Source organism: Stenotrophomonas rhizophila (genome assembly GCF_003651185.1).
Classification (GTDB): domain Bacteria; phylum Pseudomonadota; class Gammaproteobacteria; order Xanthomonadales; family Xanthomonadaceae; genus Stenotrophomonas; species Stenotrophomonas maltophilia_Z.
In genome coordinates this window covers 183,202-209,573 of the sequence record NZ_RCDC01000006.1, presented here as the reverse complement: position 1 = coordinate 209,573, position 26,372 = coordinate 183,202, and the positions used below count along the sequence as shown (strand labels likewise).

At 64.7% G+C, this 26,372-nt stretch carries 21 protein-coding genes; 2 read left to right on the top strand and 19 right to left on the bottom strand.

What is annotated here, in order from left to right; genetic code table 11:
- Window positions 1-50: 50 nt before the first annotated feature.
- The 14 genes from BCL79_RS15130 to BCL79_RS15065 all read right to left on the bottom strand — a co-directional run bounded on the left by BCL79_RS15130 (window position 51) and on the right by BCL79_RS15065 (window position 15,242).
- Window positions 51-1,346 (bottom strand): glycosyltransferase family 4 protein, encoded by a 1,296-nt coding sequence (locus BCL79_RS15130; protein ID WP_121042545.1) that lies wholly within the window; start codon window positions 1,344-1,346, stop codon window positions 51-53.
- Window positions 1,343-2,380, bottom strand: a complete 1,038-nt coding sequence (locus BCL79_RS15125; protein ID WP_121042543.1) for a glycosyltransferase family 4 protein — start codon at window positions 2,378-2,380, stop codon at window positions 1,343-1,345. Before BCL79_RS15125 ends, BCL79_RS15130 begins: the two co-directional genes overlap by 4 nt.
- On the bottom strand, window positions 2,377-3,417 hold the full coding sequence (locus tag BCL79_RS15120; RefSeq protein WP_121042541.1) for a glycosyltransferase family 4 protein: 1,041 nt from the start codon (window positions 3,415-3,417) through the stop codon (window positions 2,377-2,379). Before BCL79_RS15120 ends, BCL79_RS15125 begins: the two co-directional genes overlap by 4 nt.
- Before the next feature lie 2 nt (window positions 3,418-3,419).
- Complete coding sequence (locus BCL79_RS15115) at window positions 3,420-4,544, bottom strand: DegT/DnrJ/EryC1/StrS family aminotransferase (RefSeq protein WP_121042539.1); 1,125 nt, start codon at window positions 4,542-4,544, stop codon at window positions 3,420-3,422.
- A gap of 4 nt (window positions 4,545-4,548) precedes the next feature.
- Window positions 4,549-5,181, bottom strand: coding sequence for an acetyltransferase (locus BCL79_RS15110; protein WP_121042537.1), 633 nt, complete (start codon window positions 5,179-5,181; stop codon window positions 4,549-4,551).
- Window positions 5,178-7,601: an FkbM family methyltransferase gene (locus tag BCL79_RS15105; RefSeq protein WP_121042845.1), complete on the bottom strand. Its 2,424-nt coding sequence runs from the start codon at window positions 7,599-7,601 to the stop codon at window positions 5,178-5,180. The genes BCL79_RS15110 and BCL79_RS15105 overlap by 4 nt, the downstream gene beginning before the upstream one ends.
- On the bottom strand, window positions 7,576-8,334 hold the full coding sequence (locus tag BCL79_RS15100) for an ABC transporter ATP-binding protein (RefSeq protein ID WP_121042535.1): 759 nt from the start codon (window positions 8,332-8,334) through the stop codon (window positions 7,576-7,578). The genes BCL79_RS15105 and BCL79_RS15100 overlap by 26 nt, the downstream gene beginning before the upstream one ends.
- 2 nt (window positions 8,335-8,336) lie before the next feature.
- Window positions 8,337-9,125 (bottom strand): ABC transporter permease, encoded by a 789-nt coding sequence (locus tag BCL79_RS15095; protein ID WP_121042533.1) that lies wholly within the window; start codon window positions 9,123-9,125, stop codon window positions 8,337-8,339.
- Entirely contained in the window at window positions 9,125-10,534 is a 1,410-nt protein-coding gene (locus tag BCL79_RS15090; RefSeq protein WP_121042531.1) for a glycosyltransferase family 4 protein, read from the bottom strand. The genes BCL79_RS15095 and BCL79_RS15090 overlap by 1 nt, the downstream gene beginning before the upstream one ends.
- A 1-nt stretch (window position 10,535) precedes the next feature.
- The gene (locus BCL79_RS15085) at window positions 10,536-11,738 is read right to left on the bottom strand and encodes a cystathionine gamma-synthase (protein ID WP_121042529.1); all 1,203 of its coding nucleotides are present in this window, start codon (window positions 11,736-11,738) and stop codon (window positions 10,536-10,538) included.
- Window positions 11,739-11,856: 118 nt separating this feature from the next.
- A complete protein-coding gene (locus tag BCL79_RS15080; RefSeq protein ID WP_102788976.1) occupies window positions 11,857-13,227 on the bottom strand; it encodes a pyridoxal-phosphate dependent enzyme in 1,371 nt (456 codons plus the stop codon).
- A gap of 152 nt (window positions 13,228-13,379) precedes the next feature.
- Window positions 13,380-13,598, bottom strand: coding sequence for a YdcH family protein (locus BCL79_RS15075; RefSeq protein ID WP_121042527.1), 219 nt, complete (start codon window positions 13,596-13,598; stop codon window positions 13,380-13,382).
- A gap of 364 nt (window positions 13,599-13,962) precedes the next feature.
- Window positions 13,963-14,844: an OmpA family protein gene (locus BCL79_RS15070; RefSeq protein ID WP_121042843.1), complete on the bottom strand. Its 882-nt coding sequence runs from the start codon at window positions 14,842-14,844 to the stop codon at window positions 13,963-13,965.
- Between the two features lie 14 nt (window positions 14,845-14,858).
- Window positions 14,859-15,242 carry a DUF4398 domain-containing protein gene (locus tag BCL79_RS15065; protein WP_183073797.1) on the bottom strand — a complete coding sequence of 128 codons (384 nt, stop codon included), beginning with the start codon at window positions 15,240-15,242 and terminating at the stop codon, window positions 14,859-14,861.
- A gap of 98 nt (window positions 15,243-15,340) precedes the next feature.
- Between BCL79_RS15065 and BCL79_RS15060 the strand changes: the two genes are divergently transcribed.
- Window positions 15,341-16,468, top strand: coding sequence for a PilT/PilU family type 4a pilus ATPase (locus BCL79_RS15060; protein WP_121042525.1), 1,128 nt, complete (start codon window positions 15,341-15,343; stop codon window positions 16,466-16,468).
- A 69-nt stretch (window positions 16,469-16,537) separates the two neighbouring features.
- Here the strand turns inward: BCL79_RS15060 and maiA are convergent, their stop codons facing one another.
- Together maiA and BCL79_RS15050 are read right to left on the bottom strand one after the other, a co-directional pair.
- A complete protein-coding gene (gene maiA, locus BCL79_RS15055; RefSeq protein ID WP_121042523.1) occupies window positions 16,538-17,191 on the bottom strand; it encodes a maleylacetoacetate isomerase in 654 nt (217 codons plus the stop codon).
- A gap of 20 nt (window positions 17,192-17,211) precedes the next feature.
- Entirely contained in the window at window positions 17,212-18,201 is a 990-nt protein-coding gene (locus tag BCL79_RS15050; protein ID WP_121042521.1) for a fumarylacetoacetate hydrolase family protein, read from the bottom strand.
- Between the two features lie 488 nt (window positions 18,202-18,689).
- Between BCL79_RS15050 and BCL79_RS15045 the strand changes: the two genes are divergently transcribed.
- Complete coding sequence (locus tag BCL79_RS15045; protein ID WP_121042519.1) at window positions 18,690-20,090, top strand: DEAD/DEAH box helicase; 1,401 nt, start codon at window positions 18,690-18,692, stop codon at window positions 20,088-20,090.
- 69 nt (window positions 20,091-20,159) lie between these two features.
- Here BCL79_RS15045 and BCL79_RS15040 read toward each other — a convergent pair whose 3' ends face one another.
- From BCL79_RS15040 to BCL79_RS15030, 3 genes are all read right to left on the bottom strand, one after another.
- Window positions 20,160-22,463, bottom strand: coding sequence for a TonB-dependent hemoglobin/transferrin/lactoferrin family receptor (locus BCL79_RS15040; RefSeq protein ID WP_121042517.1), 2,304 nt, complete (start codon window positions 22,461-22,463; stop codon window positions 20,160-20,162).
- A gap of 178 nt (window positions 22,464-22,641) precedes the next feature.
- Window positions 22,642-23,493: an EF-hand domain-containing protein gene (locus BCL79_RS15035; protein WP_183073796.1), complete on the bottom strand. Its 852-nt coding sequence runs from the start codon at window positions 23,491-23,493 to the stop codon at window positions 22,642-22,644.
- Window positions 23,494-23,743: 250 nt separating this feature from the next.
- Entirely contained in the window at window positions 23,744-26,326 is a 2,583-nt protein-coding gene (locus BCL79_RS15030) for a M14 family zinc carboxypeptidase (protein ID WP_428999464.1), read from the bottom strand.
- Between the last annotated feature and the right edge of the window lie 46 nt (window positions 26,327-26,372).

Below are 26,372 nucleotides of genomic sequence, written 5' to 3'. Positions count from 1 at the left end.
TTTTCGTTCCTCGAAAAAATGCGGTGGCGGGCATGCTGTCCTGTAGGGGTTCACAGGGAAAACATGCGCTCCAGGGTGTTGGTGACGTTGGCAGCAGCCTTGCTGTTGCCGGGCAGGCCCATTCTACCCAGCTCCCGGCCCAGTTCCTGCGCATTGAACAGGTAGGGCTCGGCTGCGATGAACCCGGGAATGACCTGCTCTAGGCCGTCTACGTAATTGGATGCGGAAAACTCACGGGCCGCCCAGGCCGCAGCGGCCAAACCTATCCTGCGGGCATGCTCGCGCTCGCGGTCAACGAACTGGAGGTGGCCAAGCAGTGCGCCTTCCGGCTCGTGAGTGCCCACCTTGAGAACGTATTCATCAGGCAATTCAGCGTAAAACCCAGCGTCGCTGACAATCACCGGTGCGCCGGATTGCATGCCCTCGATAGCGGACGCGGATGCGCCCTCAAGGGCTGGGTCGCGAAGGCAGCAGATAACATCCGCCTCCGCCATGCCTTCGTGCAGGCGTTCATTGCTCACCCTCCCTTCAAAGGTAAGGCCGGTGAACCCGACTTCACTACAGACCTGCTCAAGCCGTCGGCGTTCGCCATCGTCGACCGGGCCCAGCACACGATAGTCGGTGCGCGCGGCCAGCGCAGGATCACGCGCCAACGCGCGAATGACCCGGTCGATACGCTTGTTCGGATTGACCATGCCAAAGGTGCGAACCGCCAGCGGGCCGCCAGCAGGCGTTACAGCCCGGCTATCAAGGTCAAATGCCTCGACCGGGTATGCCAACGACAGTTTGTGCACCGGACCAGCACACGAGTTCCGCACCCGCTCGCCATAGAACTCGGAGTGGATGATGCAGCCGAGCGTGTCGCTGGTGATCCATTCGGTCAGTGGAAAGTGCTGGGTGGCGCGCTCAAGGAGGTTTTCCCACGTCGCAGTTGCGCACAACTCCCCGGCCTTCTCGCCGTACATCCCGGTGATCAGGCGCGCAGCGTGATGCGAACGATGATTGGCGAGCAGCCAACCCCAGAAGAAATTGAGCACGCACCAGTCGTGTAGTACCGCAACATAAGGTCGCTTCTGCGCAAGTTCGAACAGGCCACCGTGATAGGCAAAGTGATCGCCAACATTGGCAATCACCAGGTCCGCCTCGTGCAGCCAATGGTGTTCTTCCTCCGATCCGTGCACGAGCACGCACGCATTCTCACGCGGGGGAAGCTCCGCATCGGCACCGACTTCGGTGCGGTAGATCGCAACATGGTGGCCTCGACCACGCAACTCGGTAACCACCGCCTGGCTGTAGCGTGCGATGGCCGAGTGCTCGGAGTATGGGGTGGCCCAGATGATCTTCATCGGGCAAGCGCCTCCACGGTCGTCGTCCAGTTGATGTTCTTGCCTGTCCAGTGCGCATGCGCAGCATTGCCCAGCTCGACAGTGCGCGCGCGGTTGGCGAACAGCTCAGAAAGCGCCGCAGCAAGCTGGTCGGTATCATCGTCGCAGACCCACCCATGCACGCCATCATGGATGAGTTCGGTGAGGTCGCCTGAATCGTTGACGGTGAGCACCGCCTTGCGGGCTTGGCAGGCCTCCATCGTGACGTAGCCATAGGAATCCTCCGCGAACGGAAGATAGGCGCAGGCCAGCGCATTGTTCGCGTAGTCGGCAATCTTCTGTCGGGGCAGGAAGCCGATGTCCAAGGTGACCCGATCGCCCAGCCGATGCTTCTCAACCAAGGCCCGCAGACGATCAGCGTCCCCCGGTGTATCGGCCGGACCGGCGATCACCAGCCGCCCCGTGCCGGGCAACCGCGCCATGGCTTCAATCAAGCGGTGCTGGCGCTTGCCCGAGTTGATTCGTCCACCCGCAAAGACATAGTCGCCGTATGGTCCACCGGGATACATCGTCTCGTCGTTCAAGGGCGCGCGAAGTACCGTAGATTGCAGCCGGTTGTAGTGCAACAGCCGTTCCTGCACGGTGCGCCCAACCACGAAGATGTCCTTGACCGGCTCGAAAGCCGCGTTGTCGGCCTCCATGATGGCTGCACGGATCTGGCGCCCTTCCGGCGTGTCCGCGATGTTGCTTTGCCCCGCATCCCACAGGTCATAGGCCTGCCGATACTGGTGCGCCAGCCACAGCACTTTCTCCGGGAATGGAATCATGTATGCGGGAAACTTCATCGCAATAACACGGTCCACGTTGTTTATCTGCATGTTCCGGCACATCACCATCTCTTCGACGATGCGCTCGGCCGGCTCCCACGTGAACGGGACGCGCAACAATTCGGACTCATGGCCGGCCTTGCGCAGGTTGAGGACCAGTTGGTCCGCCAGTTCCTCCGCACCGCCACGCATGCCCGGAACCATATTGTTAACAACCAGAATCTTCATGACAGCAAGCGCTCCACCACATGGCTCCAGTCGATTTTCAGCTCGCTGACGCGGGAATGGGCCTCTTCTCCCATCGCCCGGGTTTTCTGGCGATCCGTCCACAACTGATCGATCGCCTCGGCCAAGGCCCGCGGATCCGGCTCTGCCACCAGGCCATTGCGTCCGTGCTGGACGAATTCGAGGACGCCGCCGGAGTCTGTGGTCGTCAGCAGAGGCTTGTGCGAGTGGGCCGCCTCGAGAGAGGGATAGCCGTACGAATCTTCGTCCTCGGGCAGGTACGCGGCGGCAAGCGCAGTCGACAGCCAGCCCGCCTTTTCATCCTCGGTGATCCAACGCTCAACGAACGTAACCTTGCTCTCCAGCCCATTCTCGGCAATGTACTGGCGCATAGTCTCGCCGTACGCTGGATTGCTGCCCGTTCCGCAGATTCGCAGCCGAACCGGCGTACGCACATGGGAAAAAGCCTCCAGGAGCAGGTGCTGGCGCTTGTGACCTTCGGTTCGACAGATGTAAACGATCTCGTCGCCTTGGCCGGCGTCGCTGAAACGGCGGGTGTCGTGCAGCGGCGGGTACAACACCTCCGGCTCCAGCCCGTTGTAGCGCTTGACACGGTCAGCAACGACCTGCGAGTTGGAGAACAGGCGATGCGCTTCGGACAGGCCCACGGTGTCAGCGCGAACGATTGCGTCGCGCAGGGCGCGATGGCGTGCGTCGTCCGGGAACCCGCGGTGTGGGGTTTCCCAAAGGTCGTAGAAGCGCCGGAAATGATGAATGAACCAGATCACCTTTTTGGGGTGCTGGATCAGGTGGGACGGTGGTCGCGTGGTGATGATGCGATCCACCGACTGACTCAGGTCCATCATCCGGTACGCGCTCATCTGGCGAAGCAGCGTCTCCGGACGCTCTTCGCTCATGGGCAGGTAGATCAGCTCCACTGTGTGCCCGTGCTCGCGCAGACGCTGCTCCAGCCATTCGACGATGAAACGCGCGCCGCCGTTGACGAAGGGTACGAACGATGAACAGATCGCGATACGCAACGTCAGCGACCTGCTTGGCGGATGGCCGATACCAGCGAGGCGACAATCCTTTCGATGTCCCCGGCGTCCAGCTGGGCATGAGTGGGCAGGTTCACGCCGCGCGCAGCGTGGTCATTGGCCACTGCGAATTCGGCGCCGTCCTGAAGGTAGGGAGGAAGCACGTGCATCGGGTAAAACACCGGTCGGGTTTCAACGCCATCTGCATCCATGAGGCGCATGACCTCATCGCGCTGGGCGTCGGACAGTCCCGTGAGCAGCACGGTATACATCCAGTACACGTGGTGGGCGTAACTGGCCACCACGGGGCGTTCGATGATGTTTGTGTGCGCGGCAAAGGCCTGGTCGTACCAGCCTGCGATCTTCTGGCGCGTTTCCAGCGCTTCTTCGATCCGCTCCATCTGCGCCAGCCCGATCGCCGCGGCGACGTTGGTCATCCGGTAGTTGTAACCCACCACCGGGAACCAGTAACGACGCTTGGGATCCATGCCCTGCCCACGATACAGGCGTAGGCGCGCGGCCAGATCGTCGTCATCGGTGGTTACCATCCCTCCTTCGCCGGTGGTGACAATCTTATTGCCGAAGAAGCTGAAGGTTGCGCAGTCGCCGATACCACCGACACGCTTGCCGTTGTACTCGGCGCCATGCGCCTCCGCAGCGTCTTCGATCACTTTGAGGTTGTGTCGGCGCGCGATCTCCATCACCGGGCCCATGTCCGTCGGGTGGCCATACAGGTGAACCACGATGATGGCCTTGGTGCGGGGCGTGATCTTAGCTTCGAGCTTAGCCGGGTCAATGTTCATCGTGCCCGGTTCGGAATCCACCAGCACCGGCTTCGCATTGCAGTAGGCGACAGCATTGGCGGTGGCGATATAGGTAAGGGTCGGGATCAGAACCTCGTCACCTTCGCCAATGCCCAGCGCCACCAAAGCCAGGTGAATTGCCGTGGTGCCATTGTTGATGGCTACAGCGTGGCGGACGCCGCAGAAGTCAGCGAAACTCTTCTCGAACCTTCCAATGAACTCGCCGGCCGATGAGATCCAGGTCGAATCGAGACATTCGTTCACATATTTTTTCTCGTTTCCGTTCAGACTAGGAACGGCAACGGGGATCCGCTTTGTCGACAACATTGGATCAATCCTTTTTCGAAATTTGTCGGGCCGGTACTCCCACCCACGTGCTTGGCGAGCCAATGTCCCGGACAACCACAGCGCCGGCGCCAACGATGGCACCTTCTGCAATGGTGATCCCTGGGATCGCGCGTGAACCGACCCCCATGAACACTGCGTCACCGACCGTCACGGTGCCAGCCAGCGCACTACCGGGGGCAATATGGGCGAATGCGCCAATCTGGCAATCATGATCGATTGACGCATTTGTATTGATTATAGCGAAATCGCCGATACGCGCATCCGCATTGATCACGGTCCCTTCCATGATGGCGCAGCCTTTTCCCAGCGACGCCGACGGGGAGATGACCGCGGTTTTCCCAATGGCGTTGACGATTTCAAAGCCCATCGCCTCCACTGTTGCAGCCACCTTGCGGCGCAGCCGGTTATCTCCTAGCGCGACGAAGGCAGCCGCAACTCCATCGGCGGCCAGCACGGGCAGTACGGCTGCCTCGGCACCGAGTACGGGCACCCCATTGACAACCTGGCCTTCCCGCCCGGCATCAAGGCAGGCAACCACCTCGTGCCCTCCCGCGCGCAGAAGATCGATAATGACCTTGGCATGCCCGCCGGCGCCCACCACGGCGACCCTGGTCATGTGCCCGCCCGACCGGGAATTCCGGGCCATGCCACATCGCTGCCATCACGACAGAGCAGAATGTTGGAACTTACTCGCCCCGCGAGTTCTCCGAACGCGGAGAGGCGCTGGCAGTGCCCATTCAGGTCGTCGATGAGATACAGCTCGAACCCATGCTCGGCACGCATCTGCTCCCAATGGTCGGGCGCCGTCCCCACGCGTGCGAGATGGGATTCCGCATATTCTGCAATGATGCCAACGTGTGGATTCTGCTCGATCAAACGGGTCATGCCGGCAATGACGTCCAGCTCGGCCCCTTCGACATCGATTTTGACCAACTTCACCGTACCTGCGGGCACCAATCCATCAAGGGTCCGGATGTCCACCCGTACCTCTTCGACGGTTTCCTCATCCAGGGGATACAGGGAGCTGTGCCCTGCCACAGATGCAATGTGGAATGCGTGACCAACCTCATCGCGGGCACCTGCTGCGAAGGGGAACACCGTGACCCGATCCTCCACTCCGCTCAGGCGCAGCGACGTACGCAGATGCTGCACAGTACGCGGCATCGCCTCCACCGCTACCACCCGTCCTTCCCTCCCGACGCGACGCGCCGCAACCACGGTGTGCAGGCCGATATTGGCGCCGACGTCCACGAAGAAATCGCCGGGGGCGAGCACTGCCTCCAGGAAGAGGCGAAGGCCCCGCTCCACGTCCCCGAACTCCGCCAGGCACATCGCCAAGAGGTCATCGTGCTCGTCGCATGAGAAGTACCCGAAGCCGGTCGCGATGAGCCAGCCATGCTGGGCACGCAGCACCCGCCTATTGCCTGTGGCATGGCTCGAAACCATCGCGGGCAAAGCTTCCAGCCCGCGACGCTGGGCATCGAGTTTTTCATGCGCAGCCACCAGAACGTCTACCGCTTGTGCCGTCTGCAACCCGATTGCATCCAGTTTTTCGTGGGCGGCAATGAACATCGCCGGCAGGCTGGCTGCCTCCGGGTCAGCTGCGCCACCGTGTGCAATCAGGTTGCTTAGCTGATCGGCCTGTTCCTGCAGACTCTCGCCAAGCCCCGTCTGGGCCACGGCGATTGAACGCACCAGGTCGTCCAGCCTGGCCAGTGCCGCAGCATCGTCATTCGAACGACCCTTGCTTATGGAGACATCAACCACTTTCTGCATCGAGTCGTGCAACGCCGCATGGGATTCACGCCAACGGTGGTCGACGGCATTCATGAGATCCAGAAGGTCAGCCTGGCGGGCAGTCAGCTCTCCCACACCCATCCCGAACCGCCGTTCGTGATCGGTGCGCAGCTGCGCCATACGCTCGTCCAACGTGCGCATGCGGGCATCCACGGCGTCGAAAGCTTCCACCAGGGCCTGCTGGGTCTGCTGTTTCTTGCGCAGTGTTTCGACGAACTGGTCGTAATTGCGCGCCAAGTCCGACGTACTGCTCGCAAGCGCGCCTAGCCCCTGGGCATGGTCCCCACGCGCGGTATCGATCGACATCAGGCGCGCGTGGTTCTGCTGCAGCTGCTGCATGATGGCATCGCCGCCTGACATGACGCGCTCATGTTCGGCCCGCTTGGCCGCCGCGTCGAGTTCAATCTCACTGACCCGTTGGGCCAGTTCGCGGGTCTGCCGCGCGGAATCCAGGCGAATCAGGTCCAACTGCTGCTGCATTCCCTGCAGTGAACGCGTGACGCGACGCATCCAGCGCGCGATTCGAACCAGCGGATTCCTGTCGATCAGAACCTTTCGCCATAGGGGACCACGGCTGGCCAGCGCATGGATCACCTCACCCGGCGAGCGGGGCGGCGACAGCTCTTCGACTGCTGCAGCGCTGGGAACGTCAACACCCGACGGGTTGACCACCGGCGCAGCATCCTCCTCCTCGTCCGACTCAGCACCCGCGGAAAGGCCGATGTCCACGATCCGAATGGACCTGAGCTTAAGCCCCAGCAATCGATGATCATCGCCCATGTTCAGTGCGTTGGGGGACATCGGATTGGCGATCTGAAACTCAATGGAAACGCCCGGTGACCGACCGACTTTGCCAAGTTGGCAATCGGCTTCGATCTGCATCCATCCGGCCCCGCTGCCAAGCACCTGGTTCGGCGGCCCGCCATTGACGCTGATCGCCACCAGCGCGCGATGACCGGGCACCTGGAAGAGCATGGCGCCTATCACAACGCGGTAGCGCCGATTGACCTTGGCAGCACGCATGCGGACGTCCACCCTGGCTACTGCCGCGGTTGACCATACGCCGTCTTCCTCCGGAACCGCGAAGCCGCGCATGGTCAATGCCTCCGTTCCCGAGTAGCGAGCATTGGAGATCTCGACCTCCTGCCCGGGCGCAAGGAAACCGTCGGTGGCGCGCGACTGCACCGCCTTGTCCGCCGCGGATCTGACCGCGTTACCCAGCCTGAGATTCAATGCCATAACCTTCCGTTGTCAGCTGTGAGACCGGGATTTCGCGAAGCGTGCCGTGGTTGAGCACGAATACGCGGTTGCAATATTCGGCGATTGTGTCCATCGAATGCGAGGCCAGGCAGAAGATCTGGGAGGACTTGATGAAGTTGTGCATGCGCGCCGAAGCACGCTCCTTGAACGCTTCATCGCCAACATCGAAAACCTCGTCAACGAGCAGGATATCGGGTGTGGTGCAGGTCGCCACGGCAAACATCAGGCGCATGGCCATGCCGGCCGAATAGGTGCGCACCGCCAGCTGGAGGAAATCGCCCAAGTCGGTGAACTCCTCGATTTCCGGAATGCGCGCGTTGATTTCCTTCAGGGTGAGCCCGAGCATCAAGCCCATCCGGCGGATGTTTTCATACCCGGACAGTTCCGGGTCCATGCCGGCACCGACTTCGAGCATGGTGGCGACCCGGCCAACGCGCTCGATACGGCCTTCCAGCGGGGTGTAGATGCCGGCCATGGTTCGCAACAAAGTGCTCTTGCCTGCGCCGTTGTGGCCGACGATACCAATCGCATCGCCCTGCTTGAGGGAGAAGGACACATTGTCCAGTGCGGTGACCTGGGTAATCTGACCACTGCCGGCCTGCAGGCGGCCACCGGTGGCGATGCCCATCATCTTCCGGCGCAGCGACAGGCTGTGCGAGTTGTAGATGGGATAGCGGAGGGTAACGTTCTCGAAATTGAGCTTGGCGGTCATCATCAGATCCAGAAAGGCAGGCGCAGCTTGGCTTTGTGCAGGAACCAGAACGCCACGATCCAGCCGACGACAGCGCCGACGACCAACACCACGTACGTGGTCAGGGACGGTACGTGACCCAGCATCGGGGCGCGCAGCACTTCGATCAGGTAAGTAAAGGGATTGAACTCAAGGATCATCGAGGAGAACGGAAGGTTCTCCAAGCGGTACATGACCGGACTGATCAGGAACAGCATCGGCATGATCGATGCCACGCCGTACTCGAGGTCGCGGTAACGAGCGCCCATCACGCCGAACGCGAACGAGAGCCAGAGCATGTTGGCCATGACCAGCAGCAGGCCGGGAATGAACAGCAGCGTGTTCCAGTTCACCTCGATCTTCATGAACACTGCCACGATCACGAAGACGATCAGGCTGTGCGCGAAGTTGACCACATAGCGAATCACGATGCTCATCGGATGGACCGACAAGGGCATGACCACGTTACGGATGATCGACGCCTGCCGGACGAACAGCCCGCAGCTTTCGATCAGTACCCCTGCCAGCATCTGCCAGATGATCAGGCCGGCGGTAAGGGTAGGAATGAATTTTTCCCGGTCAATGTTGAGCAGCTGGCTCCACAGCAGGCCCAGACCGACCACGCCGACGGCGGTGGCCAGCGACTGCCAGAACGGCCCTAGCACACTGCGCCGGTAGCGCGCCTGGATGTCCCCCTTGGCAATATGGAATGAAACTTTGGCCCCCTGGATACCTTCACGAAGGTCCTTGAAGGTGGCGGAATAGCTGTGCATCAGTTTGATCCTTCCTGGCGGGAGGGGGGAACGGTGGACGGGGTGGAGATCAGTCCGCGCTGCTGGTGGATCTGTTCGATCCGGGCGATAAGCGCGCGCGCTGCGCGTTCGGGCGACAGCGTCTGCAATACCGACTCACGGGCGCGTTCGCCCATGGCCAGAGCAAGCTGGGGCTCGTCGGCCAGCCGGCGCATCCAGCGCGCCGCGTCGACCACGTCCGCCGCTGCCCAGCGCTGGCCTTCATGGTGCGCATATTCGCCTTCCATGACCGGTACCAAGGTGTAGTCGACCAGAGCGCTGTTCTTGGCATCCATGAACTCCATGTTGCCGGACCAGCCAGTGCCGATGACCGGCTTGCCCTGGGCCATGCACTCGGCCAGGCCGAGGCCAAATCCTTCCGCATGGTGCAGCGATACATAGACGTCGGCGCAGCGCTGCAGCGCCTGCACGTCAGCGCGGTCAAGCACCTGGTCGCGCACCACGATGCGCGGATCGCCCGACGTCGCGTCCAGCAACAGCTGCAGGCGCTCGGGGCGACGATAACCGTTGCTGGTTTTGATCAGCAGCTGCACGCCCTTGCGCTCGGCCGGGAACGCCTGCTGGAAGGCCTGGATCGCAGCGAACGGGTTCTTCCGGTGTACGTAGGAGTTGAAGTCGAACGAAGTCAGGAACACGAAGTCGCCCGACGCAATGCCGAAGTCCTCGCGCTGCAGGCCACTGTCGCCGACATCACTGAGAGGCAGCGGAACGCACAGGATGGGCTTGTCGGTAACCCGCGCGAAGGCCTCGCCGACGTAGCGCGATGCAACTAGGACTTCGTCGACCTGCTGCAGCGCCGGCAGCCAGGTCGAGGGGATGTTCTCAAGTTCCCAGAACCAGCACGCAATGATGTAGCCACCCTCCAGGCGGGCCTTGCCAATCTGATCAAGTGCAGCGTCCAGGAAATCAGGATTGATGAAGACCAGATGCACCCGATGTGGCGCCGCGTCGCTGATGTATGCGTCGAGACTGCGATCATTCCAACCGTGCGGCAAGTTGATGTCCACGTCCACCAGCGCGGCGGGATAACGTGCCCCCAGCAGCGCGCGGGAGTACAGACGCGCGCACTCGGCCAGGCCGAATTGACCGCGCAGGTAGGCGAACACGTTGACACCGTGTCCCGCCCAGGCGGGGTCGGCCTGCCCGAAGAAGTGCACCGGCGCATCGGGAACCGCGTGCCGGCGCTGTTCCCAGCGGTCTTCATTCTCAAAGCGACAGTACACCGGCTCCGGGGGCGCCATCAGCCGCCCGGTCACCCGGTTGCGCAGCGCGGCCGGCACGAGCCGGTATATCGCCCTCAACCAGGCCTGGCTGACCACCCACTGCACCAGGCGATGGCGCAGCGGAACCATGACAGTGGGATCGGCCATCTCAGCCGACGCCGCCCGATCCGGCCGACAGAGCCGTCTCCAGATCCACCTGCAGATCACCCAGGTCTTCCACGCCCACGCTCAGCCGCACCAGCGCATCACTGATGCCCAGCTTTTCCCGACGTTCCACCGGAATCGACGCATGCGTCATCACCGCCGGATGATTCACCAGGCTTTCCACGCCACCCAGCGACTCGGCCAAGGTGAACAGTTCGGTCTTCTCGCAGAAACGCTTGGCCGCCGCGTAACCGCCCTTGAGGACGATCGAGACGATGCCGCCGTAGCCGTTCATCTGGCGGGTCGCCAGCTCGTGCTGCGGGTGCGAAGTCAGGCCGGGATAGATGACCTTCTCCACGGCCGGGTGCTTTTCCAGCCACTGGGCCAGGGCCAGCGCGTTGGCGCAGTGCGCCTTCATGCGCAGCGGCAGGGTCTTCAGGCCGCGCAGCGCCAGGAAGCTGTCGAACGGGCCCTGCACGGCGCCGATGGAGTTCTGCAGGAAGGCCATCTGCTCGGCCAGTTCGGCGTTGTCGCCGACCACGACCATGCCACCGACCATGTCCGAGTGCCCGTTGAGGTACTTGGTGGCCGAGTGCAGGACCAGGTCCGCGCCCTGCTCCAGCGGGCGCTGCAGCATCGGCGAGGCGAAGGTGTTGTCCACCACCACCAGCAGGTTGTGGCGCTTGGCGATCGCAGCGACTGCGGCGATGTCCACGATCTTCAGCATCGGGTTGGTCGGCGTCTCGATCCAGACCATCTTTGTCTGCGGGGTGATCGAGGCCTCGAACGCGGCCAGGTCGGTCAGGTCGACGAAACTGAACTGCAGGCCGGCGGTGCGCTTACGCACGCGCTCGAACAGGCGGAAGGTCCCGCCGTAGATATCGTCCATCGCCACCACGTGGCTGCCGGCATCCAGCAGCTCCATCACCGTGGAGCTGGCGGCCATGCCCGAGGCGAACGCGTAACCGCGGCTGCCGCCTTCCAGGGAGGCCACGCAACGCTCGTAGGCGAAGCGTGTGGGATTGTGGGTACGCGAGTACTCGAAGCCCTGATGCTCACCGGGGCTGGACTGGGCATAGGTGGAGGTCGCATAGATCGGCGGCATCACCGCGCCGGTGCTCGGATCCGGCGACTGGCCGCCATGGATCGCCAGCGTGGCCAGGGCGAGCGAGCGGTCGCCGTGCCCGGAAGAAGCGTGATCGGACATGTTGTTTCCCAGCAATAGAAGCCCCCATGGGGGCTCCGCAAAAGGAGCGGAAGTCTATCAGCGGCGGCTTAATCGGCCGTTGACGCGGATAAACAGGAATTCATTGCGACGCAGACGCTTACTGTACGCGCCGGCGCAGGTAGTTCAGCAGATCGATGCGGGTGATCAGGCCGAGGAAATTGGCGCCGTCCATGACGATGGCGACCTGGCCGCGGTCGAACACCGGCAGCAGGGCCTCGATCGGGGATTTCACGTCCAGGCGATCCAGCTTGCTGACCATCGCGGTGGCAACCGGGTCGCGGAAGCGGGCTTCGTCGCCGTACACATGCAGCAGCACGTCGCTTTCATCGACGATGCCGACCAGCTGGTCGCCGTCCATCACCGGCAGCTGCGAGACGTCGTAGAGCTTCATGCGCTGGTAGGCGGTGGTGAGTAGATCATTAGGACCGATCACGACGGTGTCGCGCTGCCCGTACGGGCGCAGGATCAGGTCGCGCAGGTCGCCCGACTGCGGGCGCTCCAGGAAGCCGTTGTCCAGCATCCAGTAGTCGTTGTACATCTTGGACAGGTACTTGTTGCCGGTATCGCAGACCAGCACCAGCACCTTCTTCGGGGTGGTCTGCTCTTTGCAGTACTTCAGCGCCGCGGCCAGCAGGGTGCCGGTCGAGGAACCGCCGAGGATGCCTTCCTTGCCCAGCAGCTCGCGTGCGGTATGGAAGCTCTCGGCATCGCTGATCGCGTAGGCCTTGGTGACGCGGCTGAAATCGGCGATCGAGGGCAGGAAGTCCTCGCCGATGCCTTCCACCAGCCAGCTGCCCGACTTGTCGTTGAGCACGCCGTCATTGATGTACTCGGCCAGGATCGAGCCGACCGGGTCGGCCAGGACCAGTTCGGTCTTCGGCGAGAGGGTGGAGAAGGCGCGCGACAGGCCGGTCATGGTGCCGGAGCTGCCACAGCCGAACACGATCGCGTCCAGGTCGCCGTCCATCTGCGCCAGGATTTCCGGGCCGGTGCCGAATTCATGGGCGGCCGGGTTGTCCGGGTTGCCGAACTGGTTGATGAAGTACGCGCCAGGGGTTTCCTCGGCCACGCGCTTGGCCATGTCCTGGTAGTACTCCGGGTGGCCCTTGGCCACGTCCGAACGGGTCAGCCGCACTTCGGCGCCCATCGCCTTGAGATTGAAGATCTTCTCGCGGCTCATCTTGTCCGGCACGACCAGGATCAGCTTGTAGCCCTTCTGCTGGGCGACCAGCGCCAGGCCCAGGCCAGTGTTGCCGGCGGTGCCCTCGACCAGGGTCGCGCCCGGCTTGAGGTCGCCACGCTGCTCGGCGGCTTCAATCATCGACAGGCCGATGCGGTCCTTGATCGATCCTCCGGGATTGGCACTCTCGAGCTTCAGGTAAAGCTCGCAGACACCGGTATCCAGGCGCTGGGCCTTGACGATCGGGGTCTGGCCAATGAGTTCGAGTACGGAGGAGTGGATTGCCATCGGTTCACATCGATTCGCGCCGCAAGGCGGCCGGACCGGTGATTATCCGACGGTTGGCGGCGAAAGTCAGGTTGCCGCGTTCATAAGCGGCGCGGACGGCACCGGTCGACGAGGAGACCGGAACCGCCCGCGACGTAGGGCGGTAAGGGGGGTCAGTGCACGGGGGAGGCGTACATCCGTTCCAGTCTCTGCTTGGCCAGCAGCTTTTCACGCTTCATCTGTCCCAGGGTGAGGCTGTCTATCGGAAGCACACCCAGCTCGGCATCCATGCACTTCTTGTTCAACTTCTGGTGCCGTTCGTAGAGCGCCTTGAATTCCGGATCCTGCTTGCGCCGTGCGTCGATATCGCTCTGGGGCTGACCTTCAAACATGATGAACCTCCTATCGCTTCTGCAGAAACAAGAACGCCCCGGCCTGACGGCACGGGGCGCTGCTTGGGGCGGAGTGACGGGCAACCCTGACCTGCGAACCCGCAGCGGCGTCCAGTAGCGCCTGGACCTGCGACTGCTGTGATTCGTGGCGCTGGTGCATTGCCGGCCCTCCTATCGTCCGGGCCGCGGAAGGCGACCCGGACAACTGACCCTACGCTTGCTTCGGGGCCGGTTCAACCCTTTCAAACGATATCGTCGGCCTCGCCTAAGCGGGGTTCAGGCTGAACGCGCAGAACAACGAAAATTAAACAAAAACAACCAGTTGCGTCATGACCCCCGATCATGACGCAGCACCGGCCCGGCATCAGGGCGCGATGATGACCTCCGCCGAGCGGGCCTTGGTCGCGGCGGCCTTCTTGCCGCTGACCTGCAGCCGGCTGGCACTGACACCGGCAGCCACGAGCGCATCGCGCAGCGCCTCGGCGCGCTGCTGCCCGACACCGGCCGCAGCGTCGTACGCCTCGATCCGGACCCGGCCCTTCTTGCCGATGTTCAGGTACTCGGCCAAGGCCTTGGCCTGGCCCTTGGCGCCGCCGGACAGGCTGCCCTTGCCGGCTGCGAAGGCGTCGCCATTGAAGGTGAATACTTCGCCACGGCTGTCGAATTTGGAGCCCGGCAGCTTGCTGCCTGCCACCAGCTCGGCTTCTTCGCGGGCCAGCTTGGCCGCGTTCTGCTGGGCCGCGCTCAGGCGGGCGGTCTGCTTGCCGGCCACGCTGGTCAGCGCGGTTTCGGCGTCCTGGCGGGCCAGGGCTTCCTGTTCGGCCGCCTGGCGCAGGCGTTCGCTTTCCTCGGCCTGGATCTGGGCCTGCACGCGCAGGCGCTCGGCTTCCTGGCGGGCCCGCTGGGCGTCGCGGCGGCTGGCTTCGATCAGCAGCTCGCTGCGGGTGCGTTCAAGCTGATCGACCTCACGCTGGGCCAGCGCGGCGCGGACGCTGGTTTCGGCGATCTCGACCCGGCGCTCGGCCAGGTAGCGGGCCTGGTCCAGATCCCGGCGCTTGGCCTTGGCCAGATCGGCCACGGCCTGCTGGGCCTGCAGGCGCTCGAAGGCGGCCAGCTGGGCCGCATCCGGATTGGCCTGGATCGCCATCAGGCGCTGGGTCAGCTGGGCCACGGCCGGGTCGTCGGCGGCCTGGACCATCAGCGGCAGGCTGAGGCTGGCGGCCAGCAGCAGGCAGGGCAGGCGCATCTTGGTGGACATCATCAGCGGTCTTCCCCGGTGGCGAGCTGGCGCTGCAGCTGGCTGACTTCATTGCGGCGCAGCTGCAGCTGGGCGGTGGCGGTGGCTTCTTCGCTGCGGGCGCGGGCCAGGTCGGCATCGACGGTGGCGCGAACGGCCAGCATCGGCGCGTTCTTGCGCTCCCGGCGGTCGCCAGCGGCACGCTGGGCCTGCTCGAGCCCTTGGCGGGCCACGGCGATCAGGTCCGGGGCGTACTGGTCGGCATCGGCCTGGGTGGCCTTGTCGACCGCCTGCCGGGCCTGCATCAGTTCCAGGGCGCCATCCTGCGCTTGTGCGGCACCAGAGAGCGCGAATGCGCACACCGTCACATACAGGGCCCGTCGTATTTGTGCGAAGCTAGGTTTCATTGGGGGTGCCGTCGCCAGAAGTTGTGTGCACGGCCATTGTCGGAAGCCTGCGGTGCGCTTGCAATGGCAAGCCGCTGATTGTTGGGGAAACATTTCGCATGGATATCGGCTATTTCCTGAAGCTGATGACCGAAAAGAACGCGTCGGACATGTTCTTGACGACCGGAGCACCGGTATACATCAAGATCGAGGGGAAACTCTATCCGCTGGGCAATACCGGGCTGCCGCCCGGGATGGTCAAGAAGATCGCCTACTCGTTGATGGATGAAGGCCAGGCCCCGCAGTTCGAGCGCGAGCTCGAGCTCAACATGGCCATTGCCCTGCCCGATGCCGGGCGCTTCCGCGTCAACGTGTTCAAGCAGCGCGGCGAGGTCGGCATGGTGATCCGTGCGATCCGCAGCAAGATCCCCAGCATCGAAGAGCTCAACCTGCCGCAGGTGCTCAAGGACGTCATCATGACCCCGCGCGGGCTGGTGCTGGTGGTCGGCTCGACCGGCTCGGGCAAGTCCACCTCGCTGGCCTCGATGATCGACCACCGCAACAGCACCACGACCGGGCACATCCTCACCATCGAGGACCCGATCGAGTACCTGCACAAGCACAAGATGTCGATCGTGAACCAGCGCGAGGTCGGGCTGGACACACATACCTTCCACCACGCGCTGAAGAACGCGATGCGTGAAGCGCCCGATGTCATCCTGATCGGCGAAATCCTGGATGCGGAAACCATGGAAGCGGCGATCGCCTTCGCCGAAACCGGGCACCTGTGCCTGGCCACCCTGCACTCCAACAACGCCGACCAGACCATCGAGCGCATCCTCAACTTCTTCCCTGAGAGCGCGCACCGCAACGTGCTGATGAACCTCTCGCTGAACCTGCGCGCGGTCGTGTCCCAGCGCCTGGTCAAGGGCAAGGACGGGCGTCGCCTGCCGGCCACCGAGGTGTTGATCAACACCCCGATGATCCGCGACCTGCTGCGCCGCGGCCAGGTGCACGAGATCAAGGCGGCGATGGAAGCCTCGCTGGAAGAAGGCATGGAGAGCTTCGACCAGTGCCTGTTCCGGATGGCCAAGAACGGCATCATCGAGCAGGAGGAAGCGCTGCGCGCGGCCGACTCGCGCGATGGCCTGGCGCTGAAGTTCCGGCTGTCCGAGGGCGGCAACGAGCACGATCCGTACGCGGATTACTCAGCCAGCTCGGCACCGGCGATCACGCACGGGTTCTGACGGTGTAGGCCTCCACCGTTGGTGGGGGCAATTGACACGGCGCATCGAGCAACGGTCGATGCCTGCCCCTCACCCTGCGTCGATCTGGTTCTCCGGCCGCGCCGCGTCGAATGCCGGTAACGCCAGGCACGCCACCTCGATCCGCTGCAGGGTCGGGTACGGCGCCAGCCCCAGGCCGAACCGGTGCGCGTTGTACAGCTGCGGCACCAGGCAGGCATCGGCCAGCCCGGGCTGCTCGCCATGGCAGAACGTCCCCGTCGCGGCATGGCCGGCCAGCAGCGTTTCCATCGCCGCCAGCCCCTCCGCCATCCAGTGCAGCGTCCATTGCGTGCGCGCCTCGGCGCTGGCCTGCAAGGTGCGCTCCAGGTACTGCATCACCCGCAGGTTGTTCAGCGGGTGGATGTCACAGGCCACCAGCTGGGCCAGCGCACGCACGCGCGCCCTGCCCTCGGCATCGCCGGGCAGCAACGGCGTGGCCGGAAACACCTCGTCCAGGTAGTCCAGGATCGCCATCGACTGCTGCAGCACCCGCTCGCCATGGCGCAGCGTCGGCACCAGTTCCTGCGGGTTGAGCGCGGCATAGGCCGCGCTGTGCTGCTCCCCGCCCTCGCGGACCAGGTGCACCGGGGTGATCCGGTGCGGCAGGCCCTTGAGGTTCAGCCCGATGCGCACGCGGTAGGCCGCGCTGGACCGCCAGTAACTGAAGAGTTCGATCGGTTCCATGACGGTCTCCGCCCCCGCGATCAGGGCTTGGCCGCCTGCTCGATGCGCTGCTCGATCGCACCGAAGATGCTCTCGCCGGCCGCGTCGAACATCTCGATCCGCACCACATCACCGAAGGACATGAACGGGGTGCTCGGCTTGCCGTCGCGCAGGGTTTCCACGGTGCGCTGTTCGGCGAAGCAGGAGGCGCCCTTGCTGGTGTCTTCGTTGGCGATGGTGCCCGAGCCGACGATCGCACCGGCGCCCAGCGGGCGGGTCCTGGCCGCATGCGCGACCAGCTGGGCGAAGTTGAACTGCATGTCCACGCCTGCTTCCGGCGCGCCGAACCAGGTGCCATTGATGTGCGTGACCAGCGGCAGGTGGACCTTGCTGTCCTGCCAGGCCTCGCCCAGCTCATCCGGGGTGACGAACACCGGCGACAGCGCCGAGCGCGGCTTGGACTGGAGGAAGCCGAAGCCCTTGGCCAGCTCGCCCGGGATCAGGTTGCGCAGCGAGACATCGTTGACCAGGCCGATCAGCTGGATGTGGCCGGCCGCCTGCTCCGGGGTCACGGCCATCGGCACGTCGTCGGTGATCACCACCAGTTCGGCTTCCAGATCGATGCCGTAGTCCTCGCTGACCACCTTGACCGCATCGCGCGGGCCGTAAAAGCCAGCGCTGGTGGCCTGGTACATCAGCGGATCGGTGTAGAAGCTTTCCGGCACCTCGGCGCCACGGGCGCGGCGCACGCGGGCCACGTGCGGCAGGTAGGCGCTGCCGTCGACGAACTCATAGGAACGCGGCAGCGGGGCGGCCAGTGCCTGCAGGTCGATATCGAACACGCCGTCGGCGTCGCCGTCGTTCAGCGATTCGTACAGCGCGTTCAGGCGCGGCGCCAGGTGACTCCAGTCTTCCAGTGCCTGCTGCAGGGTCACGGCGATGCCGGTGGCGCGCACGCCTTGGCGCAGATCGCGCGAGACCACGATCAGGGTGCCGTCGCGGCCGCCTTCCTTCAAAGAACCAAGCTTCATGGGTGGGTATCCGGGATCGCGAAAATAGGTTTCAAGTGTAATCAAATGCGCGGTCAATCCAAGTCGCACTGCGCCAGAACGACGATAGCTCATGCGAATGATGCTGACGGTGTCGCTTGCGAAGGCCGCCCGGCCAACGGCCGGTCGCTACGGATTGCTAGGGGTCCCGGGCAGATCCGGATACGTCCGCAGATCCTCCCAAGCTGAACAGGGGGGTTTGGTATGGGTCTCAAACATCCGTTAGACTATCCGGGTCTGCAGCGGCCGTCCGTTTCCCTTCGGGATCGCCGGCGATATGGATCAAACGATCCGTCGCCCGCCCCCACTCCGACGCCATTCGTCATGCATTCCAGTCTGCGCACCGCGTCGACTGCACCCAATTCTCGCAGCGCGGTTTACGGGAACGCTCCGAGTCAGCCGATCACATTGATCTGCCTCGCGTCCGGCCATTCGGCCTGGCGTTACTTTGTCTTTGGAGCTTCCACCCGATGTCTTTTGAATCCTTGGGCCTTGCCCCGTTCCTGCTGCGCGCGTTGGCCGAGCAGGGCTACGAAACCCCCACCCCGATCCAGGAGCAGGCCATCCCGCTCGCCCTGGAAGGCCGCGACCTGCTGGCCGGCGCACAGACCGGTACCGGCAAGACCGCCGCGTTCGGCCTGCCGCTGCTGCAGCACCTGGGCACCAACCCGCAGGCCGTCGATGGCCCGCGCCGCCCGCGTGCACTGGTGCTGACCCCGACCCGCGAGCTGGCCACCCAGGTGCATGACAGCCTGCGCGGCTACAGCAAGTACCTGCGGATCCCGAGCGCCTGCATCTACGGCGGCGTCGGCATGGGCAACCAGTTCGACGTGCTGCGCCGTGGCGTGGACCTGCTGGTCGCCTGCCCGGGCCGCCTGATCGATCACATCGAGCGTCGCAGCGTCGACCTCTCCGGCATCGAAATCCTGGTGCTGGACGAAGCCGACCGCATGCTCGACATGGGCTTCCTGCCGTCGATCAAGAAGATCCTCGCCAAGCTGCCGCGCCAGAACCGCCAGACCCTGCTGTTCTCGGCGACCTTCGAAGAGAGCATCAAGCAGCTGGCGCTGGAGTTCATGCGCAACCCGGAGCAGATCCAGGTCACGCCGAAGAACACCGTTGCCGAGAACATCAGCCACCGCGTGCACCCGGTCGATGGCCCGCGCAAGCGCGAGCTGCTGCTGCATCTTCTGGCCCAGGACAGCCGTGAGCAGACCCTGGTGTTCGGCCGTACCAAGCACGGCTGCGACAAGCTGGCCATGTTCCTTGACAAGTCCGGCATCAAGACCGCGGCGATCCACGGCAACAAGAGCCAGGGCCAGCGCCTGCGTGCGCTGGGTGACTTCAAGGCCGGCCGCGTGACCGTGCTGGTCGCCACCGACATCGCCGCGCGTGGCATCGACATCAACGAGCTGCCGAAGGTCATCAACTACGACCTGCCGATGGTGGCCGAGGATTACGTGCACCGCATCGGCCGTACCGGCCGTAACGGCTCGACCGGCCAGGCGATCTCGCTGGTGGCGCAGGACGAAGCCAAGCTGCTGCGCCAGATCGTGCGCCTGCTCGACAAGGACATGGACATCCGCGACGTGCCGGGCTTCGAGCCGCAGACCCCGATCCGCTGGGGCAACAGCGCGCCGGGCAAGGCCGAACTGCCGGGTGGCGATCGTTCGCCGCGCAAGCATGCACGTCGCCCGCACGCCGAGGCCCCGCGCCACGCCCATGCCGGCCCGAAGAAGGCCGGTGGCGGTCAGCGTGATGGCGCCGGCCGCGGTGCACCGCGCGGTGGCCAGCCGCAGGGCCAGCGTCGTGGCGGTGGCAACGCCGGCGGCGGTCGCAGCCAGGGCGGCGGTGGCGGCCGCGCCAGCTGATTCCTTCGGGCATCGCTGAAACGCAACAAGGGCGACGCATCTGCGTCGCCCTTTTTTTGTGTCGCTGCGTCAGAAGCTGTAGGCCACCGTGATCCGCGCATTGCGGCCCGGCTCGCTGTAACGGCCGATGCCTTCATCGTTGACGTAGCCGTAGAGCGTATTGCTGCCCTTGTTGATGTTGCGCACGCGCTGCCAGAGGTAGTACTCCTCGTTGGTCAGGTTGTAGAGGCCGGCGCTGAGCTTCCACTGCGGAGTGACGTTCCAGGTGCCGTACAGATCCAGCACGGTGTAGCCGTCGGCCTTGTCGACGAAGGCCGGCGTGGTGACCTTGCCGGTGGCGTCGGTGGTGTAGGCGTCCTTGGCCTTCTTGGCCACGGCATGGGTCACGCTGGCGGTGAGGTTCCACACCGGCGACGGTGCATAGCGCACGCCCAGCACGGCACTGGCCGGCACGATGCTCTCCAGCGGATCGCCGTTGCGCTTCTCGCCTTCGCTGTACGAGGCGGCCAGGCGCGAGGACCAGGCATCGCTGATCTGCCAGCGTCCTTCCAGTTCCACCCCCTTGACCGTCACTTCGCCCGCGTTGGTCGGCATCGTGTAGTTGCGCGAGTACAGCACCGGACCGGTCGCCGTCGTGCGGAAGCCACCCGGCACCGACTGCGCCAGGTTGGTGTACTCGATGAAGTTCTCGTAGCGGTCGCGGAACAGCGACAGGCCCAGCTGCGCCCGATCCGTGCTCCAGCGGTAGCCGAACTCGAGATTCAGGCTCTTCTCTGCGTCCAGGTCCGGATTGGACACGGTGTCGTTGAGCAGCAGCGGTTGGCCATTCTGCGCATTGATCACCTGGGTGGCGCTGGTCGGCGAATACATGTCCGCCACGGTCGGCGCACGGAAGCCGCGACCCACCTGCGCCCACAGCGCGTGGTCGGGCAGGAAGCGATACTCGACGCCGGCCTGCCAGCTCGGCGCGGCGAAGCTCACATCGCGCACGGTGCCGGTGCGATCCACGAAGGTGGCGTCCACCTGCGGCGAATAGTCGTAGCGGTCATAGCGTGCGCCGGCACTGAGGGTGAGCCGTTCGTCCAGCAGCTGCACGCTGTCGCGCAGGTACAGGTTCCAGGCGGTCACATCGGTCTTGGGGACCTGGCGCGGATCGATCTCGACCGAGGCCACGGCGCCCGCCGCATTCCAGCGCGTATCAACCGCGGTGAAGTCGATGTCGCGCTGCTGCCAGGCCAGGCCGTAGACGACATCATGGCGCGCGCCGGCGGTGGCGAACACCTTGCTGAAATCGGCCGCGGCGCGGTCCAGCGTCTGCTTGGTCGAGCGGTTCTCGCTGCGCAGGCAGGGCGTAGTACCGCCCGGGCAGCCGCTGCCGGCCACGATGGTGGTGATGCCACGGCTGTCGGTCACCTGGCGGTCCACCTGCGCATCCAGGGTATCGAACAGCGCGGTGTCGGCCCGCCACTGGTAGTTCACGCCGTAGCGGTCGCGATCGTTGGTGTCATGGCCTTTGCGCGACAGGTAACCCGGTGCATAGACGCGCGACAGGTTGTCCACGTCGTTGGTGGCGCGGCCACGCTCGTAGAGGAAGCCCAGCGTGTTGGCGTCGTCGAGCTGCAGGTCGAGCTTGCCGAGCAGGTTGTCGCGCGTGCTGTCGACCGGGTCCGGCGTGCGGCGGCCGACCCCGATGCGATCGTTCGTGGTGTCGTACCACGACTCGGATTCATGGCCTTCGCGACGGGTGTAGACCAGCATCGATTCGACGATGCCGGTGCGGTTGGCGAAGGTCAGCGTGCCCATGGTTTCGTCGTTGGCACCGGAGTACCCCGCCTTGAACCCGAGGTGGGTATCGTTGCCGCTCGCCTTGAGATAGTCAGCCGGGTCCTTGGTGGTGAACACCACCGCGCCGCCCAGTGCGCCGCTGCCGGCGCTGATCGAATCGGCACCCTTGATCACCGCCAGGCTCTTGAGCGTATCGATATCCACGTCGCCGCGGCCACCGCGGAAGAACTCGTAGGAGCGCGCGGTTTCCACCGATTCACCCAGGCTCAGGCCATCGACGGTGATCGCCACGCGGTCGCTTTCCAGGCCACGGATGTTGAAGCCGTTATCGCCGAAGCGGCCCATGTCCACGATGCTGACACCGGGGATGTAGCGGATCGCCTCTTCCATCGTGTTGGCCATCTCGTTGTCGAGATCGGCCGCGGTCAGCACGGTGACGTTCTGGTTGGCCGAGCGCGTTTTCCTGGCGCGCTCGGCCTGCACACGCACGGTATCCAGCGTGCTGGCATCGTTGAAGGTTTCAGCGTGCACGGTAACGGACAGGCTGGCGGCAACCGCCATGGCCAGCAGGGTGAGGGACGACGTCATGATCAGGCTCCGCAGGAGAGGTAGGGAATGGCGTGAGCGCCGCGGTTGGCGGCGGGCCGTTCCTGGCTGCGGCGATCGGTGGACCGAGCGGGGCTGGGAGGCGCAAGGACGCGCGGGGAATCGCGCGCCGGAATCATCGTTGGCTGATACGTGGGACGTTCACGGCACGTCCTGGCCGCTAGCGGTTGCCGTTGGCCGAGTGCGCGCCGGCGACCGGCTCGGGATCGCGTGCGTCGACGATGCCATCGCCGTTGCTGTCGGCACGATCAAACATGCGCTTGCCCGAGAGCTGGTACTCGGCGAACGTCATGCGGCCATCGGCGTCCTTGTCCAGCGAGGCGAAGCGCACGCGTGCCTGGCGCTCGGCATCGGCGCGCACGCGCTGGCGCTGCTGGTCCAGGCGGCCTTCGAATTCGGCGGTGTACTCAGCCAGCGACAGCTTGCCGTTGCCGTCGGTGTCGGTGGCGGCGAAGCTCGCTGCACGCACCGCGTCGAACTCCTCGCGATCCACCGCGCCATCCTTGTTGCGGTCGTAGAGTTCCAGCATGCCGTTGGCGGTATGCGAGGTCGGCATCTTCAGCGGATCGCGCGAAGACGCCGCGGCGGTCTCCTGCGTGGCGTTCTGCGACGTCTCGTAGCCGGCCCAGGTACGTTCGCCGGCGGCATCGTACTCGGCTCGGCTGACCGCGCCGTTCTTGTCGCGGTCCAACGCCTTGAAGCGGGTGTCGGTCTGGCGCAGATGGCCGGCGCGTGCGTCGGCCAGACGCACGTCGAAGCGCTGCAGGTACTCGTCGACGTATTCCTGTTCGTCGACATGACCGTCGTGGTTGCGGTCGGTCTCGGCATAACGCTGTTTACGGAAGGCCTCGAACTGGGCCCAGCTGACGCTGTCGGTCCCATCGGTGGCGAACTGCGTGAGGAAAGCGGTGGCGGTCGGCGAGGCGGTGGCGGTCTTGCTGGCCGGCTGCGCGAGGACGGCCGGGGCCCACACCAGTGCCATCAGGGCAGCGGTGAGCGGAACGATCTTCATGGTGGTTCCCCTGGAGGGACGGCTGCGGGTCGAGCCGGCGGGCGCCATCCTATGCGTATTGCGAATGATTCGCAATACGGAAATTTCACATAGGGTGTGATGGGTGTCTGACAAACGGAAACAGCCGACGTTGGTCGGCTGTTGTTTGGGGGTTGGAAGCCCCGCCATCAGGTGAGTGTGGCGGAGCGGCGCGTCGCGGTGGGAACGGTCCGGAGCCGGCCGGCGGCCGGCACTACCGGTACCCGGGGTGTCAGCCGCGCGGCTTGGTCGGGTTGAGCTGGTTGCCGAAGAAGATCGCGTTCAACAGCAGGCGCTCGGTGCCGTGCCAGTACTTGCGGTGCGCCGGATCATCGGCGAACAGCACCACATTGCCCTGCCCCTGCGGCGACACCACCAGCCACGCGGCACCGGCGACGCGGCTGCGGTTGCGCTCGGAGAGGTAACCGTTGACCTTGGGCGCCTCGTCGATGCGCACCACGGTGGAGAAGGGGTTGCGGCTGGGCTGGAAGCTCAGGCCGTTTTCCTTGTTCACCGCCAGCTGCCGACGCGGTACGCCGAAGCCCAGCGGATGCGTGTTGTCCACGTCCGCGCTGAGGATGTTGCCGCTCACCCGTTCGATCGCCGCGATGTCGCGCTGATCGCCGAACGCACGTCGGGCGGCTTCCGGTTCCTTCTCCTCCGGCCCCAGCACTTCGTCGCTGAGCTTCTGCTCGATCGCCCAGCGCGCGGCCGTGCCGTAGGTGATCAGCGAGCCACCGGCGTTGATCCAGCGCTTGAGCGCCGCCACGGCGGTGGCGTCCACGCCGGCATAGGTACCGCCGGCCAGGACAATCGTGGTGTAGCGGTCCAGCGTGATCTTGCCCAGTTGCGCCGGGTCGATCTTGCTGGCCGGTAACTGCACGTGCTGATCAAGCAGGAACCACGCCGAGCCGATCTCGGTGGCACTGACGCCCTCGCCCATCACCAGCGCCACCGCCGGTTTGCGCAGCGCCTTGACGCTGTCACTGCCCAAGTCGATGCCACCACGGCTCTGCCCGCTGGACAGCGCCTGGATGTGCACGCCACTGCTGCGTGCCACCGCATCGACCGCGGCAAGCAGCTCGGCACCGGCCAGCGGCTGTCCGGCGACCGGCACCACCACGCTGCCATAGCCGAATGACTGCTCGCCCTGGGCGGTGGCTGCGGTGAACGGCTGGAAAGCCGCTCGGGTCAATACACCCTTGGCCTGGAGCGCATACAGCGCGCGGCTGGCGTTGTAATCGCGCCAATCGAACACGTAGGCGTAGCCCGCTTGACCGCCGACCACGCCACCGTTGGCGGCCGGCACGCTGGCCACGCGCTCGCCACCGGCAATCCGGCCGCGGCTCGCGGCAAAGGCGATGCCGTAGGCCGGCGCGATCGCGTAGGAGGTGCTGCCGTAGAACACATCGCCCTTGATCGGTGGGGTGTCGGCGAAGATCGAATGCACGAGGCGGAACTGCGGCTGCGCGGCCTGGATGACGTACGCGCTGCCCGGCTCGAAGCGCAGCCCGTCCACGGTGACCGGGGCGGTCAGCGCCTGCACCGTGATCTGGTGCTGCAGCAGCAGATCCAGCAGCCGCTGGGTCAAGCCCGGGTCGGCGGCATCACCAAACACGAAGGATTTCACCGGCTGCTGGTTGGCCTGCTTCAGTGCGGACTGGAAGAACTCCTTCTGCAGCTTCAGCAGCCCGTCGCGCTCGGTCACTGCGCCACGCACCGTGCCCAGTCCGGTGGCGACCTGATTGCGGATGGTGAAGCCGAAGGTCAGCAGACCATTGACCGATTCCTGCACGCGGCCGCGGGAACTGGCCTGCTCCACGGTCACGCCGACCGCACCGTGGAAGTCCGGGTAGGTCGAGCCGTACACCGGCGAGAAGTTGTCGAAGTTCTCCCCGGTGTAATACAGCGAGCCCAGTGCATCCAGCGACTGGGCGTGGTATTTGGCCAGGGTCTTGTTGAAGTCATACGATGCCGCCGGAATCAGCGGGCTGTGCATGCTCGCCGGCGACGGCTCGAAGTAGTAGGTGCTGTCCTTGCCCATCTCGTGGAAATCGATCTGGACGTTGGGGTACCACTGGTGGAAATAGGCGATCTTCGGCCGCGTGTCCTGCTGGGTCAGCGCCAGCCAGTCGCGGTTGAGATCGGTGAAGTAGTGATTGTTGCGGCCCTGCGGGAACGGTTCGACATGTTCCTTGTCGGCCGGATCGGCCGAGGCAGGCGAGGATGCATAGGCGTTGTGCCAGCTCGCCGCGCGGTCGCGCCCATCCGGGTTCTGCGCCGGATCGAACAGCACCACCGCCTGCTGCAGCCACTGCGCGGTCTCCGCGCTGCGGCTGGCGACCAGGTAGTAGGCGGTGAGCATCGCCGCTTCACCGCTGGAGGTTTCATTGCCGTGCACGCTGTACCCCAGCCACACCACCACCGGGCTGCTGCCGGCGGCCGAGAGCGGCTGCGCCGGATCGGCCAGGGTGACGTGCTGGCGGCGCAGCGCGTCCAGGTTCTGGAGATTCTGCGCCGAGGTCACCGTGGCAATCAGCAGCGGGCGGCCCTCGTAGCTGCGGCCGATTTCTTCGACCTTGATCTTGTCCGAGTGTTTGGCCAGTTCGTTGAAGTAGGCCACCAGCTGGTCGTGCCGCGTATAGCGGCTGCCGATCTCATAGCCGAGGAACTGCTGGGGCGTGGGCACGGCGGGATCAAAATCACCACTGCCCGGAAAGAAGTACGCGCTCTGCGCGGAGACAGGCGCAGCGAACACAGACAGCACCAGCGCCACCCAGGCGATGGGAGAGAACAGACGACGTTGCAAAGACACAGCGATTTCCCGAAAGACGGGCCGGTTCCTTCCGGCCCTGTGGCTA

Bases quoted from the DNA above. Each gene is read 5' to 3' on its own strand.
- BCL79_RS15130 (WP_121042545.1), bottom strand. From the start codon at position 1,346: ATGAAGATCATCTGGGCCACCCCATACTCCGAGCACTCGGCCATCGCA.
- BCL79_RS15125 (WP_121042543.1), bottom strand. From the start codon at position 2,380: ATGAAGATTCTGGTTGTTAACAATATGGTTCCGGGCATGCGTGGCGGT.
- BCL79_RS15115 (WP_121042539.1), bottom strand. From the start codon at position 4,544: ATGTTGTCGACAAAGCGGATCCCCGTTGCCGTTCCTAGTCTGAACGGA.
- BCL79_RS15110 (WP_121042537.1), bottom strand. From the start codon at position 5,181: ATGACCAGGGTCGCCGTGGTGGGCGCCGGCGGGCATGCCAAGGTCATT.
- BCL79_RS15105 (WP_121042845.1), bottom strand. From the start codon at position 7,601: ATGGCATTGAATCTCAGGCTGGGTAACGCGGTCAGATCCGCGGCGGAC.
- BCL79_RS15100 (WP_121042535.1), bottom strand. From the start codon at position 8,334: ATGACCGCCAAGCTCAATTTCGAGAACGTTACCCTCCGCTATCCCATC.
- BCL79_RS15095 (WP_121042533.1), bottom strand. From the start codon at position 9,125: ATGCACAGCTATTCCGCCACCTTCAAGGACCTTCGTGAAGGTATCCAG.
- BCL79_RS15090 (WP_121042531.1), bottom strand. From the start codon at position 10,534: ATGGCCGATCCCACTGTCATGGTTCCGCTGCGCCATCGCCTGGTGCAG.
- BCL79_RS15085 (WP_121042529.1), bottom strand. From the start codon at position 11,738: ATGTCCGATCACGCTTCTTCCGGGCACGGCGACCGCTCGCTCGCCCTG.
- BCL79_RS15080 (WP_102788976.1), bottom strand. From the start codon at position 13,227: ATGGCAATCCACTCCTCCGTACTCGAACTCATTGGCCAGACCCCGATC.
- BCL79_RS15075 (WP_121042527.1), bottom strand. From the start codon at position 13,598: ATGTTTGAAGGTCAGCCCCAGAGCGATATCGACGCACGGCGCAAGCAG.
- BCL79_RS15070 (WP_121042843.1), bottom strand. From the start codon at position 14,844: ATGCGCCTGCCCTGCCTGCTGCTGGCCGCCAGCCTCAGCCTGCCGCTG.
- BCL79_RS15065 (WP_183073797.1), bottom strand. From the start codon at position 15,242: ATGAAACCTAGCTTCGCACAAATACGACGGGCCCTGTATGTGACGGTG.
- BCL79_RS15060 (WP_121042525.1), top strand. From the start codon at position 15,341: ATGGATATCGGCTATTTCCTGAAGCTGATGACCGAAAAGAACGCGTCG.
- maiA (WP_121042523.1), bottom strand. From the start codon at position 17,191: ATGGAACCGATCGAACTCTTCAGTTACTGGCGGTCCAGCGCGGCCTAC.
- BCL79_RS15050 (WP_121042521.1), bottom strand. From the start codon at position 18,201: ATGAAGCTTGGTTCTTTGAAGGAAGGCGGCCGCGACGGCACCCTGATC.
- BCL79_RS15045 (WP_121042519.1), top strand. From the start codon at position 18,690: ATGTCTTTTGAATCCTTGGGCCTTGCCCCGTTCCTGCTGCGCGCGTTG.
- BCL79_RS15040 (WP_121042517.1), bottom strand. From the start codon at position 22,463: ATGACGTCGTCCCTCACCCTGCTGGCCATGGCGGTTGCCGCCAGCCTG.
- BCL79_RS15035 (WP_183073796.1), bottom strand. From the start codon at position 23,493: ATGAAGATCGTTCCGCTCACCGCTGCCCTGATGGCACTGGTGTGGGCC.